Source organism: Streptomyces bottropensis ATCC 25435, assembly GCF_000383595.1.
In the GTDB taxonomy this organism is placed as follows: Bacteria; Actinomycetota; Actinomycetes; order Streptomycetales; family Streptomycetaceae; genus Streptomyces; species Streptomyces bottropensis.
Genome location: NZ_KB911581.1, coordinates 8,264,751 through 8,285,010 on the forward strand (window position 1 = coordinate 8,264,751; position 20,260 = coordinate 8,285,010).

At 70.1% G+C, this 20,260-nt stretch carries 18 protein-coding genes and 3 pseudogenes; 13 read left to right on the plus strand and 8 right to left on the minus strand.

Annotation, left to right across the window (positions count from 1 at the left end):
• Positions 1 to 161 precede the first annotated feature (161 nt).
• The gene (locus tag STRBO_RS42460) at positions 162 to 755 is read right to left on the minus strand and encodes a helix-turn-helix domain-containing protein (protein WP_245170639.1); all 594 of its coding nucleotides are present in this window, start codon (positions 753 to 755) and stop codon (positions 162 to 164) included.
• 518 nt (positions 756 to 1,273) lie between these two features.
• Here STRBO_RS42460 and STRBO_RS46120 point away from each other — a divergent pair.
• Positions 1,274 to 2,340 (plus strand): IS630 family transposase gene (locus STRBO_RS46120; protein ID WP_425336029.1). Its coding sequence is split into 2 segments (ribosomal slippage): positions 1,274 to 1,720 and positions 1,723 to 2,340, totalling 1,065 coding nucleotides; the frame shifts between segments, so codons are not numbered across the junction.
• 28 nt (positions 2,341 to 2,368) lie between these two features.
• On the opposite strand, the pseudogene STRBO_RS42465 reads toward STRBO_RS46120, so the two are convergent.
• Positions 2,369 to 3,035, minus strand: a pseudogene (locus STRBO_RS42465) (tyrosine-type recombinase/integrase); the annotation flags it as partial.
• 243 nt (positions 3,036 to 3,278) lie between these two features.
• Positions 3,279 to 4,415, minus strand: a complete 1,137-nt coding sequence (locus tag STRBO_RS0136565; RefSeq protein ID WP_028797054.1) for a PQQ-dependent sugar dehydrogenase — start codon at positions 4,413 to 4,415, stop codon at positions 3,279 to 3,281.
• 725 nt (positions 4,416 to 5,140) lie between these two features.
• Here STRBO_RS0136565 and STRBO_RS0136570 point away from each other — a divergent pair.
• From STRBO_RS0136570 to STRBO_RS0136575, 3 genes and pseudogenes are all read left to right on the plus strand, one after another.
• On the plus strand, positions 5,141 to 5,467 hold the full coding sequence (locus tag STRBO_RS0136570) for a GYD domain-containing protein (protein WP_028797055.1): 327 nt from the start codon (positions 5,141 to 5,143) through the stop codon (positions 5,465 to 5,467).
• Positions 5,468 to 6,010: 543 nt separating this feature from the next.
• Positions 6,011 to 6,432, plus strand: a pseudogene (locus STRBO_RS42470) (PP2C family protein-serine/threonine phosphatase); the annotation flags it as partial.
• Between the two features lie 130 nt (positions 6,433 to 6,562).
• Positions 6,563 to 7,267: a DUF5994 family protein gene (locus STRBO_RS0136575; RefSeq protein WP_005486055.1), complete on the plus strand. Its 705-nt coding sequence runs from the start codon at positions 6,563 to 6,565 to the stop codon at positions 7,265 to 7,267.
• Between the two features lie 517 nt (positions 7,268 to 7,784).
• Here STRBO_RS0136575 and STRBO_RS0136580 read toward each other — a convergent pair.
• The gene (locus tag STRBO_RS0136580) at positions 7,785 to 8,267 is read right to left on the minus strand and encodes a DUF5994 family protein (protein ID WP_037628040.1); all 483 of its coding nucleotides are present in this window, start codon (positions 8,265 to 8,267) and stop codon (positions 7,785 to 7,787) included.
• Positions 8,268 to 8,588: 321 nt separating this feature from the next.
• On the opposite strand from STRBO_RS0136580, the pseudogene STRBO_RS0136585 reads away from it, so the two are divergent.
• The 5 genes and pseudogenes from STRBO_RS0136585 to STRBO_RS0136605 form a co-directional block, all read left to right on the plus strand.
• A pseudogene (locus STRBO_RS0136585) lies at positions 8,589 to 8,963 on the plus strand (Uma2 family endonuclease); the annotation flags it as partial.
• A 115-nt stretch (positions 8,964 to 9,078) separates the two neighbouring features.
• Positions 9,079 to 9,453: a hypothetical protein gene (locus tag STRBO_RS43595; RefSeq protein ID WP_158690996.1), complete on the plus strand. Its 375-nt coding sequence runs from the start codon at positions 9,079 to 9,081 to the stop codon at positions 9,451 to 9,453.
• A gap of 192 nt (positions 9,454 to 9,645) precedes the next feature.
• Positions 9,646 to 10,116, plus strand: coding sequence for a DUF6083 domain-containing protein (locus STRBO_RS45250; RefSeq protein WP_237547688.1), 471 nt, complete (start codon positions 9,646 to 9,648; stop codon positions 10,114 to 10,116).
• Between the two features lie 25 nt (positions 10,117 to 10,141).
• Positions 10,142 to 10,660: an HNH endonuclease gene (locus STRBO_RS0136600; RefSeq protein WP_245170640.1), complete on the plus strand. Its 519-nt coding sequence runs from the start codon at positions 10,142 to 10,144 to the stop codon at positions 10,658 to 10,660.
• A gap of 233 nt (positions 10,661 to 10,893) precedes the next feature.
• Positions 10,894 to 11,199, plus strand: a complete 306-nt coding sequence (locus STRBO_RS0136605) for a zinc-ribbon domain-containing protein (RefSeq protein WP_005486065.1) — start codon at positions 10,894 to 10,896, stop codon at positions 11,197 to 11,199.
• A gap of 123 nt (positions 11,200 to 11,322) precedes the next feature.
• Here STRBO_RS0136605 and STRBO_RS0136610 read toward each other — a convergent pair whose 3' ends face one another.
• Positions 11,323 to 12,516, minus strand: a complete 1,194-nt coding sequence (locus tag STRBO_RS0136610) for an MFS transporter (RefSeq protein WP_005486067.1) — start codon at positions 12,514 to 12,516, stop codon at positions 11,323 to 11,325.
• Between the two features lie 121 nt (positions 12,517 to 12,637).
• Here STRBO_RS0136610 and STRBO_RS0136615 point away from each other — a divergent pair, with 121 nt between their 5' ends.
• The 4 genes from STRBO_RS0136615 (at position 12,638) to STRBO_RS0136630 (ending at position 17,266) form a co-directional block, all read left to right on the plus strand.
• A complete protein-coding gene (locus STRBO_RS0136615) occupies positions 12,638 to 13,693 on the plus strand; it encodes a helix-turn-helix domain-containing protein (protein WP_005486068.1) in 1,056 nt (351 codons plus the stop codon).
• Positions 13,690 to 14,196 (plus strand): glutathione peroxidase, encoded by a 507-nt coding sequence (locus STRBO_RS0136620; RefSeq protein ID WP_005486069.1) that lies wholly within the window; start codon positions 13,690 to 13,692, stop codon positions 14,194 to 14,196. Before STRBO_RS0136615 ends, STRBO_RS0136620 begins: the two co-directional genes overlap by 4 nt.
• A 100-nt stretch (positions 14,197 to 14,296) precedes the next feature.
• On the plus strand, positions 14,297 to 15,169 hold the full coding sequence (locus STRBO_RS0136625) for a MerR family transcriptional regulator (RefSeq protein ID WP_020115657.1): 873 nt from the start codon (positions 14,297 to 14,299) through the stop codon (positions 15,167 to 15,169).
• Between the two features lie 423 nt (positions 15,170 to 15,592).
• Positions 15,593 to 17,266 carry a hypothetical protein gene (locus STRBO_RS0136630; RefSeq protein ID WP_005486072.1) on the plus strand — a complete coding sequence of 558 codons (1,674 nt, stop codon included), beginning with the start codon at positions 15,593 to 15,595 and terminating at the stop codon, positions 17,264 to 17,266.
• 48 nt (positions 17,267 to 17,314) lie between these two features.
• Here STRBO_RS0136630 and STRBO_RS0136635 read toward each other — a convergent pair whose 3' ends face one another.
• From STRBO_RS0136635 to STRBO_RS0136645, 3 genes are all read right to left on the minus strand, one after another.
• On the minus strand, positions 17,315 to 18,238 hold the full coding sequence (locus tag STRBO_RS0136635) for a hypothetical protein (protein WP_020115658.1): 924 nt from the start codon (positions 18,236 to 18,238) through the stop codon (positions 17,315 to 17,317).
• 174 nt (positions 18,239 to 18,412) lie between these two features.
• A complete protein-coding gene (locus tag STRBO_RS0136640; protein ID WP_005486074.1) occupies positions 18,413 to 18,802 on the minus strand; it encodes a peptidase inhibitor family I36 protein in 390 nt (129 codons plus the stop codon).
• Between the two features lie 81 nt (positions 18,803 to 18,883).
• Positions 18,884 to 20,056 carry a helix-turn-helix domain-containing protein gene (locus tag STRBO_RS0136645; RefSeq protein ID WP_005486075.1) on the minus strand — a complete coding sequence of 391 codons (1,173 nt, stop codon included), beginning with the start codon at positions 20,054 to 20,056 and terminating at the stop codon, positions 18,884 to 18,886.
• Positions 20,057 to 20,260 lie beyond the last annotated feature (204 nt).

Here is a 20,260-nt window from a genome sequence, read left to right on the forward strand (position 1 = left end):
TGCCCGCAACCTGCTTGTTCAGCTCTTCGAGTATCCCTCGCGCCCCGCACCCGAGGGCTGTCCGCGCGACTTTCCGCCAGTCGATCGACCTCATATGTCGCGCGTGATGGTGTTCGCCATGGTTCAAGTGGACACTGACGAACCATGGCGGACAGGGAGGGCTACTCGCGAAGGGCCGCCGCTCGCATACGTAGAAGATCATCAGCAGGAAGCCCTAGTGCGTGCGCCAGCGCGGCGACTGTGCGCGCGGACGGCACGCTGCGTCCATTGAGCACCTCGGAAGTCGTGGTGCGTCCCAACCGCGCCCGGACCGCAATAGCCTGCACCGGCAAGTCCTTCTTCGCCGCCTCCGCTTTGAGACGCTGCACAAGTGCCTGGAGTGCCTCCTGGTCGTACTCTTCGCGAGCATGCCCACGACGAGGCGGAGCAGCGCCGGTACGGCGGCTCGACGTTACGGTGGCGGCCGCAGGACGCAGGTTGATGAGCTGCTCCTCAACGCGATCGCGAAGCTTGAGCCACTCGGCAATCGCGTCCTGTCCGCGGGGGTCCCAGGCTGTGACGATGGCGCACAGTGTGTACGGAGAGGGCAAGCGACTGCCGTTGAGGGCGGCATAGATCGCCGACCTAGTCGTGGGCCATGGCTTCTTCTTCACAGCCACCTCGTCGATACTGATTTCGCTGGCCGCTTCTCCACTCCCGGCCCGGGCGATCGCCTCTGCCTGAAGATCGCGAAGCCGTCGGGCGAATCCACCCAACGGGTGAGTCGGATCGACAGCCCGGCGCCTGTTCGGCATTCCCCGCCCCCTGTGTGTTCAGTGAAGTCTCGCTAAGTACCGTGATACCCGCGTCAACTCCCTTGTGATACCTAGTGGTCGCATATTTCGGAGATCAGCCGTTCCCCCGTGTTGCGATAGGAGCGGCCCGCCGGACGGCGTCCAACCACGCCGGCGAGCCGCTTCGGATCCGCACCTGATAAGGGGAGACCCATGCCCAACCGTACGCGCAAGCAGAAACGGGTACAGTCCGCAGAGCCCCAGCCCAGGACGTCCGTGCAACTAGTGGCGGCCGCTATTCGGGGAGCGGTCTCCGGCACCTTCCGCTCGGGCACTGACTGGGTGGTTCGCATGTTCACCACGCATTGACCCAGCAACTCGCACTTCCTGGCCGTCCGAGGGGGCGACCAGGGAGTGCGTCTCGGCCTTGGGTTACTGAGGTTGAACTCGTGGAGTCGTAGGGGCTGACGACTCGTTGCCCGTGCGGTATCACCGAAGGCATGCGGTATCCACAAGGGGGCGGGCTGACCGCCGAACGGCAGCAGTTCCGCGAGGAGTTACGGCTGAAGGCGGCCGAGAGGTTCGCCCAGGGTGAGGCGAGCTCGGTGATCGCGAAGGACCTGCGGGTCAGTGTCCGGTCGGTACAGCGGTGGCGTCAGATGTGGGACGAGGGCGGTCCGCGGGCTCTGCGGTCGCAGGGGCCGGCGTCGCTTCCGAGGCTGAGCCAGAAGCAGTTCACACAGTTGGAGGCGGAGCTGGCCAAGGGGCCGGCCGCGCATGGCTGGGAAGACCAGCGTTGGACGCTGGCGCGGGTCAAGACGTTGATCGGCCGGCGCTTCCACCTGTCCTACACGCTTCAGGGTGTGCGCAAGCTCCTGGTGCGTAATGGGTGGTCCTGCCAGGTCCCGGCCCGACGGGCCATGGAACGGGACGACGACGCGGTCGCGGGGTGGGTCAAGGAGGTGTGGCCGTGCGCGGAAGACTCGCGGCGGCCCGTGGAGCCTGGATCGTCTTCGAGGACGAAGCCGGATTCTCCATGACGCCGCCGCAGGCGAAGACCTGGTCGCAGCGCGGCCGGACCCCCGTGGTGCGGGTCCGGGGCCGTTCCCGCAGGCGAGTGTCGATCGCCGCGCTGACCTGCTACAAGTCCGGCCATCGGTCCCGGCTGATCTACCGGCCGCGCCGGGACGACGGCCGGCGCGACGGCCGCAAGAGCTTCTCCTGGCGCGACTACCGCGACCTGCTGATCGCCGCACATCAGCAGCTCGGCGGCCCCATCGTGCTCATCTGGGACAACCTCAACGTCCACAAAGCCGCTGATCTGCGGGAATGGGCGGAAACCCGGGACTGGCTGACCATCTACTACCTGCCGCCCTACGCACCCGACCTCAACCCCGTCGAAGGGATCTGGTCACTTCTGCGGCGCGGCTGGCTCTCCAACGTTGCCTTCAGTACTCCCGAACACCTCGTCCGGCGCATCCGACGCGGCCTACGGCACATCCAGTACCGCACCCATCTCATAGACGGCTGCCTCGCAGAGACCGGCCTGGCCATCAGACCCGCCTGACCAACAGCACGACATCACGAGTTCAACCTCAGTAGGTGGTAGGCAAGCGGCGCTTGAGCAGCCGGTCCATGTGGCTGATCGCCTCCCGCTGGGTGTCGTGCACAACGTGCGTGTACACGTCCATCGTGATGCTGATCTGGCTGTGCCCCAGGATCTCCATGATGACTCGGGGCGCGACGCCGGCCGCTGTCAGCAGCGTGGCGCAGCCGTGCCTGGCATCGTGCAACCGGACCACCCGCAGACCGGCGTCAGCGGCCACCCGCGTGAACGACCGGTAGACGTTCCGGGGCTCCACCGGCCGGCCGTCCTCGTGGCAAGACGTAGCCCTTCTCGTCCCACGCGACGCCGGTGCGCGCGAACGCTTCCCGTTGCCGCAGTCGGTGCCAGCGGAGCGGCGCGATGCACAGTGCGGGCATCGGAATCACGCGCCGCCGGCGGCTCTTGGGATCGTCGTCGTAGAGCGTGCCGCGTCGTCGCTGCGTCTGCTGGCGTACGTGCAGCACCCGGTTGTCCAGGTCCACATCCGACCAGCGGAGGCCGACGAGTTCACCGCGCCGCAGGCCCATGGCGACAGCCAGAACGAATGCGGCGTACAGCGGGTCTCGCCGTGCGGCCTCCAGAAACGTCAGCGTCTCTTCCAGAGTCCATGGACTGATGTCCCGCTGCTTCACGCGGAGCGGTTCGACGAGCGATGCGAAAGGGCATGCCGCCGGTTCCGGGCCGGGCTCGGAGAGCCCCGACCCGGATGTGGCCCCGAAGGCGCAACACTGACTCTGCGTCGTCCGGAGCGGTGGCCGAGCTGCAGGTCCTGCACCCGAAGGACGTCAGGCTCTCGGGCCGAGCCCTCGGACTTGCCTCAAGCGGGCCGGAGATCCCGAAGGTGTTCCAGCCAACCTGGGTGATACTGGCTACTCGGTGGCCTCTTCATTCAGTCGTCGTTACGCCGGGTCGATGCGGGAGACGCTGCCACGCAGGTCGAGCACGTACAGCTCGCCATTGCCTCCCTGGGCGAACGAGACGACCCGGCCGCCGTCGATTCCGAGGTTGCGCACGCCGGTCACCTCGCCGTTCTCCATCTGCAGAGCGCGGACGGTGCCGTCGCAGTAGTCGCTGAACACGTACTGACCCTTGAGGTCCGGGATCGCCTCGCCTCGGTAGACGTACCCGCCGGTCACCGAGCAGCCGGGCCCGCTGCGGTCGTACTCGTGGATCGGCGGTACATGGTTCGCGGGCTCCGTGCCGCCCCGGAAGGGATGCTTGCCCTCCATCTGGGACCAGCCGTAGTTCTCGCCACCCTTGCTGGTTGCCGGCGCCCAGTCGATCTCCTCCCAGGCGCTCTGGCCGACGTCTCCGATCAGCAGGTCGCCCGTGCCCGCGTCGAAGGAGAACCGCCACGGATTGCGCAACCCGTACGCCCAGATCTCGTCCTTCGCGTTCGGGTCGTCCACGAACGGGTTGCCCGGCGGGATCGCGTACGGCTTGCCGCCGCTCGGGTCGATCCGCAGCAGCTTGCCGAGCAGCGTGTTGAGGTTCTGCCCGTTGCCGTGTGGGTCGCCGGCCGAGCCACCGTCGCCGAGCGCGATGTAGAGGTATCCGTCGGGGCCGAACGCGATGTCGCCGCCGTTGTGGTTCGCGTAGGGCTGTGTCTGGGTGAGGACGGTGCGCCGGGTGTCCGGCTGGATCTTGCCGTCCCGCACCGCGAACTCGTCCACGATGCTGGTGCCTTGGAGGTTCGTGAACGAGAGGTAGAAGTGCGCGAACTCCTTGTCGAACGTGATGCCCAGCAGGCCGCGTTCGCCGTTGGTGGTGGTCTCGCCGGATATGTCGATGACGGGGTCGCCGAGCCCTTCATCGTCCAGGACCCTTACCTTGCCTGCGCGTTCGGCTATCCAGACCGTGCCACCGGGACCGGCGGCGCCGGCGGATGGATTCCGGGCCGTGGCCACGTTCTTGAGCACGACCTTCGCTGCCTGACGTGGGGTGCTGAGCTCGTCGGCAGACGCTGTGGTCAAAGCGAGGGAAGCGACGAGGCAGAGGGCGCCGACGACCGCCGAGCTTCTGGTGCGAACTTTCACCGTGATCCTCCTAGAGGCGGCGAACGGGGGAGAGCACCCGGCTGCCATGGGGCAGGGACAGGCGGGTGTCGTCCACGCCGGCACGCATACCTGGGGGGTGGGGGGATGGTGCGCTACTGGCCACAGGTGAGGCTACCGGGACAGGGGTTGTTGAAATAGACCACACTCCGCCACCCATTCACCTCCGCTCCGCTTCCCGTCGCGGCCTGAGCCTCCCTGTTCCCCGGCGCACAGCTGCTCAACGGCGACGGCGACGGCGCCAAGGCCGGGCGGGCAGTTCCGAGGGAGGCGCGACAGTCGATCCTGGAACGCAGGGGCGTAATGCGTCGGAGCCCAGTGCACTCGCGAAGGCTCCCCGAGCCGGACGGACGAACCAGCAACGTCAAGCGCCGCACTCGTTCGTACAGACGCTCGATCCGTCGTACTTCGAACCCGTGCCCACAGCGTGCCCGTATGAGCGGACAGCCACGGTCAACCACAGTGCGACAGGGCCCGCGCAAGCGCGCCGACACGACGAATCCACACAGGTCAGCAGTCGTACAGCCACCCAAGCGCCGTCGCTTCCCAAGCTGAGGGCTTCGATGCCGCAGTTCCGGGCCGGTTGAATCGCCCGCCGGCAGTGGCCATGCCGGTCATCATCCCGGCCGTTCGGGGGATACGCGCGCGGCCTCGGCGGCGTATCCACCCCGCGGGGGCATCCCTTGCTGGGACGAAAGGGAGACATGATGCCGCTCTATCTATCAAGGTTCAGCTACACGCCGGAGACCTGGCAGAGACTCATCGGCCACCCCGAGGACCGCGCAAAGGCCGCTCAGACGTACATCGAGTCCGTCGGCGGCAAGCTCCACGGCTTCTGGTACGCGTTCGGCACCCGCGACGGCTACAACCTGTGGGAGGCCCCCGACAACATCTCCATGGCCGCGGTCGCCCTGGCGATCAGCGGAGGCGGTGCACTCAGCTCGTTCGAGACGACCGTTCTCCTGACCGTCGACGAAACCATGGATGCCCTGCACAGAGCCGGGCAAGTCCAGTACCGGGCTCCCGGCGCGTAGCGGTCCAGACGGCTGGCAGCTGCTTGGCTCAGGCATCGAGACCGCAGCGAGGTACAGCACCCACAACAACTGTCCACGTCCAGAGTGGTCGTTGAAGGCCGCATAGCGTCATGCATGACCACCATGACCAACCTCCGTAGAGCTACGGATCAGAAGGTCCTGACATCCACAGCTGACATCAACGACGCCGGACGGGGGCGTACACCGACACCCCTGTCCGGCCGTCGCACCAGTCGACTACGACGTCCGAAGCGGGCAGGGATCGAACTAACAGCACAGTTAGCAACATTAGTGTTAGTAGCAGGGGACTCGGGGAGATGCTGCTCCCGCGGGTGCGCCCACGGGAGAAGATCAGCCTTCCGTGCCCCCAGCATGGTCGGCCATTGGACGCCCAAGCCGAGCGCGCCCCGATGGACAGGGCACATGACAGTCGGAGAGGGAGCCGAACCCGGGTACGCAGCCCGGCCGGCTCCGCCCGACCGGCGGGCCGGGCATCCACGAAGCATGATGGAGCGATGGCACCGACAGATCCGTTGTCATCCGTTCGGTCCCGAGCACTTCGTCACCGCGCAGATGCTGCAGCTGGACACGACGACGGGCGGGTGCAGTGGGGCAACGCCGGGCACCCGCCGCCGATCCTCGTCCGCGAGCACCGCGTCGCACAGCGTCTGGTCGCCCCGACGACCCTTCCCGTCGGCCTGGGCGGTTCGGAGCCTCGGGTGAGCGAACTGGGGCTGGCGCCGGGGACCGAGTCCTCTGCTTCACCGACGGAGTGATCGAGGAACACCGGAGCGGCGGGGAGCAGTTCGGCGAGGACCAGCTGATCGACTGTGTGAACAGCCGGAGAGGACGGGCCGCGGCATCCGGGCGGTGACGCGCCCCCTGTCCCACACGCTCAAGCAGGCGCGGGGCGGACAGACCAGCGACGACGCGACGCTGCTTTCATGGCGGAGTGGCGCGGCTGACCTCTCGTCCGCGCAGTCCGCGCCGTCCGCCACCCTTGCACGGCGGCAGGTACCGCACGACGTGCGGTACCTGCCGCTACCGCACATATGTGCGGAAGCCACCCCTCGCCGCCGGTGAACGCGGAGTAGTGTGGACGGTACCGAGGGCATTTCGCACACCGGCTTCGACGCCGGGTCGTCCCCGGCGAAGGATGACACCCGGGCCGCCGCGCAGGTGGCCCGGAGACGGGTCCGCACCATGTCGGCGACCTTGTACCCCATCCAGCCGCGCCGCGAGCCCGCCGCAGCCCCGGCCGCGCGTCTCGCACTGAAGACCGACGGCGCCTCCCGCGGGCTGCTGGACGGAGCCTGGTGGCCACGGTCCCGGGACCTGCTGAATGAACTGCCGGCGCTCACCGACCTGTTGGAACCCCTGTGGGGCCGCATCACCCGTATCGCCGTCAACCCGGAGCACTGGCCGGTCATCCCGCGCAAGATCCCCGTGAGCGGGCACATCGTCAAGGTCGGCTGGTTCACGTCGGAGATCGACCCGCACAAACTGCTGCTGCTCTCCTACGGCACCAGCCGCTGGGATCTCCTCGTCGTTCCGCCCGAGACCGAGGCGCAGTGGGCGGCCCGTCTGATGGCGGCCGTATCCGAGCACGACGGCCCGCCCCTGACCGCGAGCGCGCACATCGCCGCGGAAGCGGCCCGGCGCGCCGTCTCCCCCACCGACCAGGCACTGGACCCGGACGAGGCATGGGAGTACGAGGGCGGCGCCTCGGCGGTGTCCGCGGCCGGCACCGGACAGACCGGTCCGCCAGGGCCGGCCAGCCGGCTGATCATCGGTATGTGAGGTGGCCGCCATGAACGCCTTCCTGACAGTCATCGCTTTCCTGGTCCTCATCGCAGTGGCGGCGTACGTGATCCACCGGCTCGGGCTCCAGCACGCCGACAGGATCGCGGCGTACCGGTACAGCACCCCCCGGCCCGGTCGCCGTGGCCATGGCGCGCCAAAGCCGCACCCAGCACCACGGGCCGGCATCCGGGCATCCGACCACCCGCCCGGCAGCCCCGCCCCACCGCCCACCCGGCCCGCGGCGACGCGAGCCCGGGACGTGGACGCAGGCTCTGGAGCACCTGAGGATCCGAGCATCTGAACCGAGGCGTCCTCACTCCTCCACGGCTGAATGTCTACCGACACGACCGGGGCGCGCGGGCCCTGGTCACCCTCGCCGGTGTGGTCGACCCCGTCAGCGCCCTCAGCGGGCCTGACCTCGTCGACAGAAGCGCCCCCGGGGAACGGACCGCCGGACGGAGAGCGCTGGTGCGCCGGTCAAGCCGTACGCCGCCTCGCGCCCCGCGCCGCCCCGTCAGCCCGGCGTTCCGTGGCCACTCCCGGTGTCGATGAGGATCTGGTCCGCGTGGCTGACGTTGTCGGCCCGGACCGCCTGGGCCATCGCGGCCCGGGCGGCGTCCGGTGCCGCGTCGGGCGGGACGACCAGCAGCGAGAAGATGTCCTGGTCACCCCGGGTGATCATGATCGTGTCGTCACCGACCGGGAAGGAGTCGACGTGCACCACGCGGTCATCGACGACGACACGCGTCGGGAGACCCTCCCAGGCGGCGGCGTCCAGCCCGACACGGGTCACGGGGCCGAGGTGTGTGACGAGGGCACTCAGCAGCGCGGGCAGCTCGGCGGCCATGTCCCGCGAGCGCGGCCACCACGCACCGTCGAGCATGCCTTCACGTGACGCCGTCGTCTCCAGCCGGAGCAGCGCACAACCCGGCCGTAGGTCCTCGTGGACGCCGCTGGGCAGACGCCGTGGCACAGGTGGTGTGTCCGAGCTGGTCATGATGACCACCCGTCGGTAGGGCCGGTGCGACGACGGGACTCCGCCCCGCATCTCCCAAGCTACTCCTGGCGCCACACGCCCCGCCTCTCCGAGATCGCTCTCCCGCCCGGCCCCCGACAGGGCTGCCGTCAAGCCCTGCATCATGGAGCGGCGCACTCATGCTTCTCCCCTGGAGGGGTTCATTTCGAGCGGTTGGTCCAGCGCCACCACAACTCCCCCGCCCTCGGAGCCCGGAGTGCGATCAGCGTGCTGGACGGATGGCAGACAGTAGGCTGCATGCAGCGGGATCGGGCCCGCAGCACAGTGTCCGGGAGGTGCTTCATGTCGGCCGAGATGGTCGCCCCGGCGTGGATGCATGAACAGATCACGGTGGAGGACTACGAGTCCTGGTCCGAGGCGCAGTGCGCCGGCATCGAGATCGTGGACGGAATGGTCGTCGTGGGTCCGAGCGCGTCAAAGCAGAACGGTCGGCTGACCCGGATTCTGGCGAACGCCCTGGATGCCGCTGCGGGCCAGGAGTGGAACGCCGACACCGGCTTCGACGTCCGGCTTCAAGACGTTCCGCTCACCAATCGCCGCCCGGACGTCGTCGTGTACCGCGCGGACACCATCGACGTCACCCCCGCCCGCCCTGAGCACGTGCTGCTGGTTGCGGAGGTGGTGTCGCCAGGCTCGGAGACCACCGACCGGATCGTGAACTTTCCTGTGGAGATCGACCTCGGCCAGCTCTGACAACACGCGCCGCGATCTGTGAACGACGCATGACGTTCAGCGGCTCATACCAGCAAGGGCACGCGATGGCGGTCGGCTCATGAAAGGGCTAGCGGTGCGTAGACAATCTCTCGCGGTCGCCACTTTGGTGGCCCTGGCCTGTACTGCATGTTCGGGGGAGCCCACGGACCCGTACGCGGCGGATACCGAGCCGTTCAAGGCCCTTCCGAAGACGATCGAGTTCCGCAAGTGGCTCGATGAACAGGGCGAGCCGTGGAAGGGGATAACGAAAGTATCCAGTACCGCACCCGACGCGGCGACCATTCGTGTCAATGAGCCATACGACAACGAAGAGGGAGCCGAACGCTTGATCCGCCTGTGGGGTGAGTACTCCGGCACTAACCCGTCGGACCTGAACGTCAGCATATTCGACAACGACACCGGCTTCATCTACGCCAACAGTGTCGCCGACTGATCCACTTGCGGGTGCGCCGACCGACAGGCCACGCGTGGTGGATGCGGCAGTGGCAGTCCTTACCCGGGCCCCAACGGCAGGCGTTACAGCAGTGGCGGGTGGGAGTTGATCAAGGTGTTTTGGTGCGACTTTCTTGAATAAGGCCTGAACGCGCCCTTTTTGCAGGGTGTATGAGGCACTCACACTCAGGGAATGGCGGTGGTTCTCGACAGTGTCGGTCGGCCGGAGTGTCTGTTGTGTTCCTCCAACGGGCCCGATGTTCGTGAGCGTGGACGAATCATTCCTCTGTCGGCCGAACTCTGTGACGAGTGCTGGCACGAGGTCGCCAACGAGCTTGCAGTGTGTGAGGGGGCGACAGCCGCGCCGGAGGCCGAGGGGGATCCGGACGATGTGGGATGGGTGGAGCCGCCTACCTGCCGGCGTTGCGATGCGCTCGTGCGGCGGTACCCGACCAACTACGACCGTTGGGTCGAGCTGGCCACGTTCGAGCTGCCGGCGAAGAAGGTCGCTCCGCATCACCGTTGGCGTCTGATGCGGCCGAGGGCGGCGAACACCCCGGTCGTGGTGGCTACAGTCGCCGTCAGGATCGGCGCCGTCGACCCCACACCCGGGGAGCCCGTCATTCCCTCCCACGAGTTTGTCTGTCTGCGGCGTGACGCCTGACGCCTGACGCCTGACGTCGAATCCGGTGGAGAAAGTGGAGAAAAAGGCACCGGTGAGTGACGCCGAACTGCCCGCGCCCCGGCGCGCTGAAGCCAAGCGTGTGCAGGATCGGCGGCGGCGGGAGCGTATGCGGGCCAATGGGGGCGTCGAGCGTTACACCGTCGAGGAGATCGGGGCGCGGGACGGGTGGGTCTGTGGGCTGTGTCTGGATCCGGTGGACCGGGTCCGGGAGCATCCTGATCCTCGGTCCCCGAGCATCGACCACGTCCGCACCATCTCGTCCGGCGGCACCGACACCCGGGACAACGTGCGCCTCACGCACTGGGGTTGCAACCATGCGCGCAACGACAGCACTCCGCTGAGGACTGTCGAGGAGGCCGAAGCGCAGCGCGCGGCGCTCGGTCGGCTGCCCGGCCTCCGGGACCTCGCGGAGAGCCTGAAAGCGGAGGACATGGTCCGGCGGTCCCAGGCGTACCACTCGCCCGAGCGGTACCGGGCCAAGCTGGCCCGCCGGGTGGAGCGTTACGAGCGCGAAGGGCGCTGAGGCGTCCGGAGGCCCTGCCCTGCCCTGCCCTGCCCTGCCCGCACAGCAACAGCAACAGCAACAGCAACAGCAACAGCAACAGCATGTCACCGTGCTGTCACGCGGCGCGTCCCCCTGTCCTCCGTCCACGGCACGCCGACCCGAAGAAGTGAGGGACAGGCACACTGGAAGGCAGAGCGTGCGGTGCGTGCGGTGCGCGCGGTGCGTCTCACGGCACCCCCGGGAAGGATCACATGTTCGTCATCTTCGGCACCAAGGGATACCTGTACCAGCTCGCGATACTGACGCTGGTGTGCGGGCAGTGCGGGAATCCGTCCGCGCACACGCTCAGGAAGCGGGTCACGAAGTTCACGCTGTTCTTCGTGCCGCTGTTCCCGATCTCGACGAAGTACCAGACGCAGTGCACGTTCTGCGGCGCGGAGCAGAAGGTGACCGCCGAGCAGGCAGAGCAGCTCCAGACGCAGAGTTCGGGCGGCGGTCACGGCGGCTCGGGCGGTCCGTCCCACGGTCAGCCCCAGCAGCAGCGGTACCAGTCCTAGGAGGCGGCTGTCCGTCTTCCGGAGCACCGGGGCCTTGTCCGCGAGGGTCCGGCGGGCCGCTGACCTCCCCGAAGCTGGCCGATGGCCGATGGCCGACCTGAGCGGAGCTGTCGGCAGGTCGTGTCACGGCGCAGACATCGTTGCGGCGCGCCGCCCCGCCCGCTCGGGCCGCCCCGCCACCCACAGCACCGACGTCACCAGCGCCGAAGCCCCCGCCGTCATCGTCATCGCCGTCGCCGGTGAGGTCAGTTGGGCCAGGCCGCCCGCCAGAGCCGCGCTCAGTCCCTGGAGGGTGAGCATCCCGGACGAGTGCAGGCCCAGGGCGTGGCCGGCGAGTTCGGGCGGGGTGAGGGTCAGGAGGTGTTGTTGCTGGATCAGGCCGGCGCCGAAGCCGACGGAGGCGAGGGTCGCGCAGGCCGCCGCGGCGGGGGTCGGGGGGTGGAGGGCGAAGAGGAGGTAGGGGGTGGCCAGGAGCAGCAGGAGGGGGGTGGCCAGGCGGTCGCGGGTCCGGGGTGGGAGGAGGCGGCCCACCGTCACGTCGCCCGCCAGCATGCCGAGCGCCGCGCAGGCGAAGAGGAGACCCGCCCGGCCGGGGGCGTAGGCGACGAAGAGGGACTCGCAGCCGACGACCAGGCCGTTGGGGATCCACAGGCCCAGATAGAGGCGGCGGCGGGGGGCGGACGACCAGAGCAGGGCGTTCGTGCGCCAGGTCTCGGCGACGGACGGGCGGCCGGAGGCGCGTGGGGCGCGACCGGTCAGGCCGAGGGCGGTGCACAGGGCCGCCGCCGCGTACAGGGCCGCTGCCACCAGCAGGGTGACCGCCGGGGACAGCAGGGCCACGAGGGCGCCGCCGGTCGCGTAACCGGCGATCTGGGTGATGCCGTGCAGCATGTTGAACACCGATCGGCCGAGGAGATAGCCGTCCTTCGGGAGGATCTCGTTCAGCAGACCCCAGCGGACTCCGCCGCCGAGGGAGGCGAACAGGCCCTGGGCCGCGATGACCGCGAAGACCGTCCACAGGGGCAGGCCGGGCAGGGCCAGCGACGCCGTGCTCACGGCGAGGAAGGCGGCGAGGCCCGCCGTCGTCGCGCGCGGTGGCAGGCGGTCCGCCGCCGAGAGCAGGGTCGTCGCGCCGACCACCTGGGCGAGGGACGGGCCGAACATGCTGAGGGCGGACAGGAGCGGGGAGCCGGTCGCCGCGTAGACGGAGGTGGCCAGGGCGAGACCGCCGATCGTGGAGGCGGCGACCTGGAGCGCGGAGGAGACGAAGAGAGGGGTGAACTCCGCGGTGCGGAAGAGGTGTTGATAGCTGCGCATGGGACACGACCCTCGTCGCCCCCATCCTCCCGTCGTAATGTTTCGCGTACACGCGAAAGCTCTGCCGGGGCTCCGCCGAAGCCCTCGGGCGGGCTCGCGTCGCACTTCCGGAGGTGACCGCGTGGGCTGGTGGCAGGTCAACGCCGACACCCTCGCCGGGAGCCGGTTCGTCGTCTCGCCGCTCGCGGAGACGTTCGCGAGTCTGAAGTTGCTCCACGCGGGGGCCGGCACGCACCCCGGGGAACGGGCCTGGCTGGCGGCCCATCTGCCGTCGTACCGCCGTGTGTTGGACCGCGACCCCGTCACCGCCCTGCTGATCCGCTCGGGGCTCGGCAGGGAGTGGATCGCCGACTTCCTGACGCCCACGCCCCGCGAGAACGAGTCCTTCGCGGACGAGATCGCCCGCGTCCGGGGCGCCGACCCCGCCGCCGCCCGCGCCCATCTCGTCCTCTCCCTGCGCGGCCCCCTGCCGTCCGCCCTGCACCGGGACGATCTGCCCGAGCGTGCGGCCGGCCTGCTGACGTACGTGTGGGAGGAGACCGTACGGCCGTACTGGGAGCGGCGCCGACGGGCGCTGGAGGCCGATGTGCTCGCGCGGACCGCGCTGCTGGGGCAGGGCGGCTGGACGGCGGTGCTGGACGCGCTGCGGCCGGGGATGAGGTGGCTCGGCGAGAACCGGCTGCAGGTCAATCTGCACGAGTACCCGCCGCGTGAGATCTCCGGGGCGCGGCTGGTCTTCGTACCGGTCACGCCGCAGCGGACGGGGTGGGTCGCGTGGGAGGAGCGGGAGCGGTACGCCGTGGTGTACCCGTGCTCGGGGGTCCTCGCCGACGGCGGAGGCGGCGGAAATGGTGGAAATGGTGGGGGGTGTGGGGATGGGAATGGTGGTGGGGCCGTCGTGCCCGCCGCGCTCGGGGCGCTTCTCGGCGGAGCCCGCGCCCGGGTCCTCGTCCTCCTCGACTCCCCCATGAGCACGACCCAGCTGTGTGCGGTGACCGGGCAGACCCTCGGCTCCGTCGGCCGTCACCTGCGGGTGCTGCTGGACGCCGGGCTGATCCGGCGCGGACGGGCGGGCCGGTCGGTGCTGTACGCGCGTACGGCGCAGGGAGAGGTGCTGGTGCGCGCGCCGCACCCTCGCGGGGACGAACACCCTTCCGGAGATAGCATCCGTTTATGACTACAGACAACACCACCCCCTCCGTCCTCGACGTGCGGATCGACGCTCTGAAGGGCGGCTCCGCGGACCTCGCGCAGTACGCCGGACAGGCCGTCCTCGTCGTGAACGTCGCCTCGAAGTGCGGTCTCACCCCCCAGTACACGGGCCTGGAGGCGCTGCAGGCGCGCTATGCCGCGCAGGGCTTCACCGTGCTCGGTGTGCCGTGCAACCAGTTCCTCGGGCAGGAGCCGGGGTCGGCGGAGGAGATCGCGGAGTTCTGCTCGGCGACGTACGGCGTGACCTTCCCGCTGACCGAGAAGGTCGAGGTCAACGGTGAGAACCGGCACGCGCTGTACGAGCGCCTGGTGGACCACGCGGACGCCGAGGGTCACACCGGCGACATCCGCTGGAACTTCGAGAAGTTCCTGATCGGCCGCGACGGCTCGGTCGTCGCCCGCTTCTCGCCGCAGACCGAGCCGGAGTCGGCGGAGCTGGTCGCCGCCGTGGAGAAGGCCATCGGCTGACCGCCGCAGGACCCTTCGTTGACCTTGCCCCTGGGGCAAGGGGCAGCGTCCCTCTCGCCGGGCGGAAGGCGCCCGGCGACGGAGGAGCGACCCAGTGCGCATGAACGACGACGATCCGGACGACCTGCTCACCATCGGTGCCTTCGCCGCCCGCGCACGGCTGTCGGCGAAGGCGCTGCGGCTGTACGACCGGCTGGGGCTGCTCCCGCCGGCGTACGTCGACGAGGTGAACGGCTACCGGTACTACCGGGCCGACCAGGTCGAACGTGCCCGTCTGGTGGCACTGCTGCGTCAGCTCGACATGCCTCTGGCGCGGATCGCCGAGATCGTCGAGGCCGTCGAGCCGGACGGCGCGCGGGCCGCCGAGCGGCTCGCCGCGTACTGGGCCGGCGCCGAGGAGCGGTTCGCGGCACAGCGGACCCTGGTCGCCTACCTCCGTGGACGGCTGTCGGGAAGGGATACCGGTATGTACGAGAAGTTCACGGTCGAAACGGTCGACACCGCTCCCCAGGTGCTGCTGACCCAGTCGCGCCACACGCTCGCGGACGAGTTGCCGGCGTGGATCGGGGCGTCGCTGGGGCGGCTGGAGGAGGGCGCGGCGGCGTGCGGCGGGAGCACGGGTGCGCCGTTCGTCGTCTACCACTCCGAGGTGTCGATGGAGAGCGACGGGCCCGCCGAGGCGTGCGTTCCGGTGGCGGACGAGAGCGCCGCGCGGGTGTGGGCGGCCGAGTACGGGCGGTCCTGGGAGACGAAGGTGCGGGTGGAGCCGGCGGGACGGCTCGTGTACACCCGGATCAGCAAGGCCCAGGTGGCGCATCCGCAGATCCTGGCGGCGTTCGAGGCGGTCGAGCGGTGGATCGCCGGTCAGGGGCTGGAGATCAGCGGTCCCTGCCGTGAGATCTACTTCGCCGACTGGGAGGCGGCGGGCCCGGAGGACCCGGTGTGCGACGTGGCGTTCCCGGTCGCATCCTGACTCTGCCGGTGCCGGTCGCATCCTGACTCCGGCGATGCGGCCGTGGTCGGTGCCGATGCCGATGCCGCCGCGGCCGGTGGCTCCGTGGTCGGTGGCTCCGCGGCCGGATACCGGTGCGGTCGGATACCGGTGCGGTCGCGGCCGGAAACCGGTGCCGCCGTGGTCGGATACCGGTGCGGTCGTAGGGGTTTCCCTACGGCCGTAGCGGATCGCATACGTCCTGTCGGCCAACTGTCGGCGAGTGGTTAGCGTCTACCTCAACACACGGAGAACGTCAGGGACGACGTCGGTGAAGACCGCACCCGCCCGCACGAGCCGAAACGGAACGGAAGAGCCGCAGTGGCCTTTGCCGAGCTGACCCCACGACGACCCGTCTCGCGCGCCGACAAACCGTCGCGCGAGCCGTGGCGGGAACGCCATCGAGTGCCCCTCACGGCCGCCCTGTGCGCCCTGCCGCTGTACTTCGTGTGGTGGGCGGTCTTCGCGACCGGAGGCGGCGACCTCGCGGCCCAGGTGGCGTGGGCGGAGTTCGCCAAGATGTACCCGGACTCCGCGGTCAACCTGTTCTGGTACGGCGGTCTGCACGCGGCGAACTACAGCGTGCTCTCGCCATATCTGATGGCGGCGTGCGGGGTGGTCCCCGTGACGCTGGTGTCGGGGCTCTCGGCCTCCTGGCTGGCCGGTGCGGTCGTCACTCGCATGGGTGTACGCGCGCCGGTGCCGGTCGCGCTGGCGGCGACGTTCTCTCTGTGGTGCCAGGTGGTGTCGGGGCGCTCCACGTTCATGCTGGGCACGGCCTTCGCGATGGGGGCCCTGCTGGCGGTGCTGAGCGGGCGCGGCGGGCGACAGCTCGCGGCGGCGGCGGTGTGCGCGACGCTGTCCACGCTGGGGAGTCCCGTCTCCGGGCTGTTCCTCCTCGTGATCGGCGCCGCGTATCTGCTGTGCCGTGAGTGGGGCCGGGCGGGGGCGCTGATCCTGCCGCCGGTGACCGTCGTGGCCGTGACCACGCTGCTGTTCCCCTTCGAGGGTGAGCAGCCCATGGCCTTCAGCCGGATATGGCCGCCGGTCGTGCTGTGCGCGGTGGTCGTGCTGGTCGCGCCGAGCGCCTGGCGGGTGCTGCGCCTGAGCGCCGCGATCTACGCGCTCGGCGTGGTCCTGTGCTACCTGATCCCCACGCCCATCGGCACGAACGTCGAGCGGCTCCTGGAGCTGGCGGGACCGGCGGCCGCCCTGGCCATCTGCCTGTACCGGGGCGAGGCGCGCACGGACGGCTCCCGGCTCCCCCTGCCCTGGTTCACGCCGCAGCGGCGGACGGTGGCCGGCGCGGTGGCCCTGGTGCTGTCCGTGACCTGGCTGACCGGCAAGACGACCGCCGACATCGTCACCAACACGAAGGTGCCGGAGTGGGCGGTGAAGACCGACGGGGTGGTGAAGGAGCTGAAGCGGCTCGGCGCCTGGAAGACCCGCGTGGAGGTGGTGCCGGCCCGCGACCACCGTGAGGCCGCCATCCTCGCCCCGTACATCAACATGGCCCGCGGCTGGAACCGGCAGGCCGACGTGGAGCGCGGCCGGCTGTTCTACGAGGGTCACGGCGGGACCGAGGTGCCCGAGGGGGCGTTCACCCCGGCCGCGTACAAGGCGTGGCTCTCGCAGTGGGCCGTCGGGTTCGTGGTCCTCGTCAACGGCGAGCCGGACGGTCCCGCCGAGCTGGAACACGCGCTGGTGACCAGTGGGCCGGACTATCTGCAGCCCGTCTGGCAGGACGCCAACTGGAAGATCTACCGGGTGAAGAACGCGACCCCGCTGGTCGACCGCCCCGCCACCGTCGTCAGCGCGGACGGCGCCAACCTCGTCGTCCACCTGCCGAGGGCCGGCGAGGTCACCGTCCGCGTCGCCTACTCCCCCTGGCTCTGGGCCGACAACGGCTGCCTCACCGCCGACCGCGAGTCCGACGGCGAGCTCACCGAGTTCACCCGCCTCACGGTCCACGAACCCGGCAACGTGCGCATCAGCTCCCAGTACGGCGGACCGTCCCGCAAGACGGCCCTGGAGTGCGAGAAGGAAGCGGACGAGAAGGGGGTCGGCGGGGAGGAGTGAGGGGGCGCTCGGCCGGCGTGCGCTTGCGGGGGAGGGCGCGTGGGGCGGTCAGGGTGCGGGGTGCAGGGCTCGGCGGGCCGCGGCGAGGTGTGCCTGGCGGGTGGCTTTCAGGGCCTCGAAGCCGGTCGGGTCCGCGGTGATCTTGGTCCGCTGGATGCGGGTCTCGGCGGCGCGCCAGACGGCGACCACATCGGTCTCCTCCTTGCAGCGGACGTCGGCGCGGGCCGTCTCGATCTCGCCGGCGGAGGGGGCCGCCGAGGCGGACCAGCGCGGGTCGTTCACGACGGCCGGCGGATCGGCGTACCGGAAGCCGTCCTTCGCCATGCAGGCGCTCCACCTCCGGAACACCGCACGCACCCGGGGGTCGCGCCGCGACTCCTCGAAGGCCCGCATGGCGTGGCGGTTGAGGACGTCGTAGTCGGACTCGGGCACACCCCGCAGCAGCCGGTCGTGCGCCTGCCGCCAGCAGCCACCGGTGCCGTCGTCCCCGTACGCGGCACGCCGTTCCCCGGCGGAGAGGGACTCGGCGCGTCGCTCCCGCGCGGACGTGAAGCGCACCTCCGCGACCGGGTCCGGCGGCGCGTGGAACCCGAACCGCAGTGCCACGGCGTCCTCGATGACCCCGTACCGGCGCCGGTTCGGCGGATCCGTCTCGGCGGCCTTCACCGGCGGACGGGGCGTCCAGTCCATCCCCTTCGCCTTGAGGCAGTCCCGCATCAGCACGTCCTCCGCCGCCGCGACGAGGTAGTCGTCCGCCTTGGACATCTTGTAGGCGTCGAAGGGCAGCAACAGCTCCCGTGCCTCCGCGCTCGGCGCCGGGGCGGCCTCGGCGGCGGTACGCGTCCGGGCCACCGGCCGGCGGGTGTCGCCGTCCTCGGCCGCGCAGCCCGCCGTGACGGCCACGAGGCCGAGGACGGCGACACCTCGCAGCGGGCGGCGGGCGAGGCGAACGGCGGACACGGGGAAGGACATGGAACGGGCTCCTCTGCGTGTACGTGACTGGCGCGTACGGGACCGGCGCGTACGTGACTGGCGTGCACGGGACCGGCGCGTACGCGGCCGGCGTGCTGGTAGGTACGGCGAGAGGGCGCCGCGTCCGGACGCGGCGCCCCCTCGTGGCGCTTGCGGGTCGGAGACCCGGCGGCCTCAGAACTCGACGCAGCTCACGCTGTTGTCGCCGATGTCGTTGTTGCTGAAGTCCGCGTCCGCGCTGTTCGCGGCGGCACGGTAGTGCTCGCCGGTCTTGCCCGCGCCCTGCCACAGCCAGACGGAGGAGTCACGGCCGTTGGACATGGAGCTGGCGGCGTTGTCCATGCCGACGTTGGTGCCGGCCCACTTGTTGTTGGAGAGGTTGCAGTCCGTGGCGCTGAACGAGGCCTTGCGTCCGCCGAAGTCGTCGTGCTCGAAGAGGGTGATGGCCCCGGCCCGGATCTGGGCCTCCGCACCCGCGGTCGTGGCCGCGGTGGCTGCGGGGGAGGCGGCGATCAGGCCGGCTCCGAGACCGAGGGTGGCGACCGCGATGGCGATCTTGCGCATCTCTGTATTCCTCCGTTGCCGCTTACCGGTCGGCGGTCGCCGACCGGTTTGCCGTGCGAGGACGATCCTTCCGAACGGGGGTCAGGAAGTCGTTGGCGATGCGTGCGCAACGGTTGGATACGCGTGCGTCGGGTGGTGCGCGGGGGGCACGGGGCTCGGATACGGCTCCGTACAGGCCTTCCGGTATTCACTCGGCGCGATGTCGTACGCGGCGCGGAAGAGGCGGCTGAAGTGCGCGGCGTCCGCGAATCCCCAGCGGGTCGCGATGGTCTGGATCGGCGTGCTCCGCTGCCCCGCGTCGGCCAGGTCGTGGCGGCAGCCCTCCAGTCGGCGGTGGCGTATCCAGGCGGCGACCGTCAGGCCCTGCTCGTGGAAAAGCTGGTGCAGATGGCGCAGGGAGATCCGGTGCGCGTCGGCCACTTCGCGCGGAGTGAGTCCGGGATCGCCCAGGTGGCGCAGGACGTAGGTGTGGATGCGGTTCTGCAGGGCCAGCCGCTCCGGGTCGACGGCCCGATCGGCCTCCGGCCCGGTCTCGGGTCCGGCCTCGGGTCCGGCCTCGGGTCCGGCGCCCGCGCCGGGGGCCGGACCGTCCGTCCTGGCAAGGAGCGCCCCCATGAGGTCCACCGTGACGGTGGCGACGCGCGAACGGTCGGCCGGACTCCAGCTGCCGGCCTGCCGTACGACGTCGTGGAGGTGGCGGGAGAGCATCGACACCATGGCCTCGGCACGGGCGAAGCGGGTGAGGAGCCACTGTTCGGCGCCCTCGGCCCGCACCGGTATCAGTTTCGCCGGCACCAGGGCGGTGAGCATCGACACCCGGCCGGAACCGGCCCAGACGCCGCCGCCCTGGGACGGCTCGGGCGCGGTCATGCGTACGGTGAACGGGCGGGCCGTGTCGCAGAACGTGAGGTCCCCCGGGGCCAGCGCGACGGTCCGCCCACCGTCGGCGGCGACGGTGACATGGCCCGTCCGGTTGAGCATCAGCGCGTAGCGTCGCGGACCGGGGCCGGCCGGCCGGGGCGGGCGGGTGCTGCGGTGGGCCTCCAGCGGTGGTGACGTGGTGGTCGCGACCCGTACGATCCCGAGGTCCACCAGGCGCAGGCTGGCCCGGAAGTCGGCCGCGTACGGTGTGCGCACCTCCAGGGGTGCGAGGGCCTGTGCGAGTCGGTGGCGCCAGGCGGTCAGCCGCTCGGCTCGCGGGAGCAGGGTGGTGTGCAGGTCTGCAGGGCCGGTCGGGCCCGCTGTCTCGATCAAGACGATCTCCCCGTGGCGATGGTCGGGCTCGGATGGTCAGTCCGGGCTGTGACTGCCGTGACCGTACGCGGTCACAGCGATCCCACAGGTGATCAAAGCATTGCGTACCGAGTCCCGTCCATGGCGCTCGATCGCGAGGAAGAGGCGGCCGAGCGCCTTGGTAAGCAAGCCTCGGAACGCGCTTGACGCACACGGAAGCGCCCC

Bases quoted from the DNA above. Each gene is read 5' to 3' on its own strand.
- STRBO_RS0136605 (WP_005486065.1), top strand. From the start codon at position 10,894: ATGTTCGTCATCTTCGGCACCAAGGGATACCTGTACCAGCTCGCGATA.
- STRBO_RS0136580 (WP_037628040.1), bottom strand. From the start codon at position 8,267: ATGACCAGCTCGGACACACCACCTGTGCCACGGCGTCTGCCCAGCGGC.
- STRBO_RS0136625 (WP_020115657.1), top strand. From the start codon at position 14,297: ATGAACGACGACGATCCGGACGACCTGCTCACCATCGGTGCCTTCGCC.
- STRBO_RS45250 (WP_237547688.1), top strand. From the start codon at position 9,646: ATGGCGGTGGTTCTCGACAGTGTCGGTCGGCCGGAGTGTCTGTTGTGT.
- STRBO_RS0136610 (WP_005486067.1), bottom strand. From the start codon at position 12,516: ATGCGCAGCTATCAACACCTCTTCCGCACCGCGGAGTTCACCCCTCTC.
- STRBO_RS0136640 (WP_005486074.1), bottom strand. From the start codon at position 18,802: ATGCGCAAGATCGCCATCGCGGTCGCCACCCTCGGTCTCGGAGCCGGC.
- STRBO_RS0136620 (WP_005486069.1), top strand. From the start codon at position 13,690: ATGACTACAGACAACACCACCCCCTCCGTCCTCGACGTGCGGATCGAC.
- STRBO_RS0136635 (WP_020115658.1), bottom strand. From the start codon at position 18,238: ATGTCCTTCCCCGTGTCCGCCGTTCGCCTCGCCCGCCGCCCGCTGCGA.
- STRBO_RS0136570 (WP_028797055.1), top strand. From the start codon at position 5,141: ATGCCGCTCTATCTATCAAGGTTCAGCTACACGCCGGAGACCTGGCAG.
- STRBO_RS43595 (WP_158690996.1), top strand. From the start codon at position 9,079: ATGAAAGGGCTAGCGGTGCGTAGACAATCTCTCGCGGTCGCCACTTTG.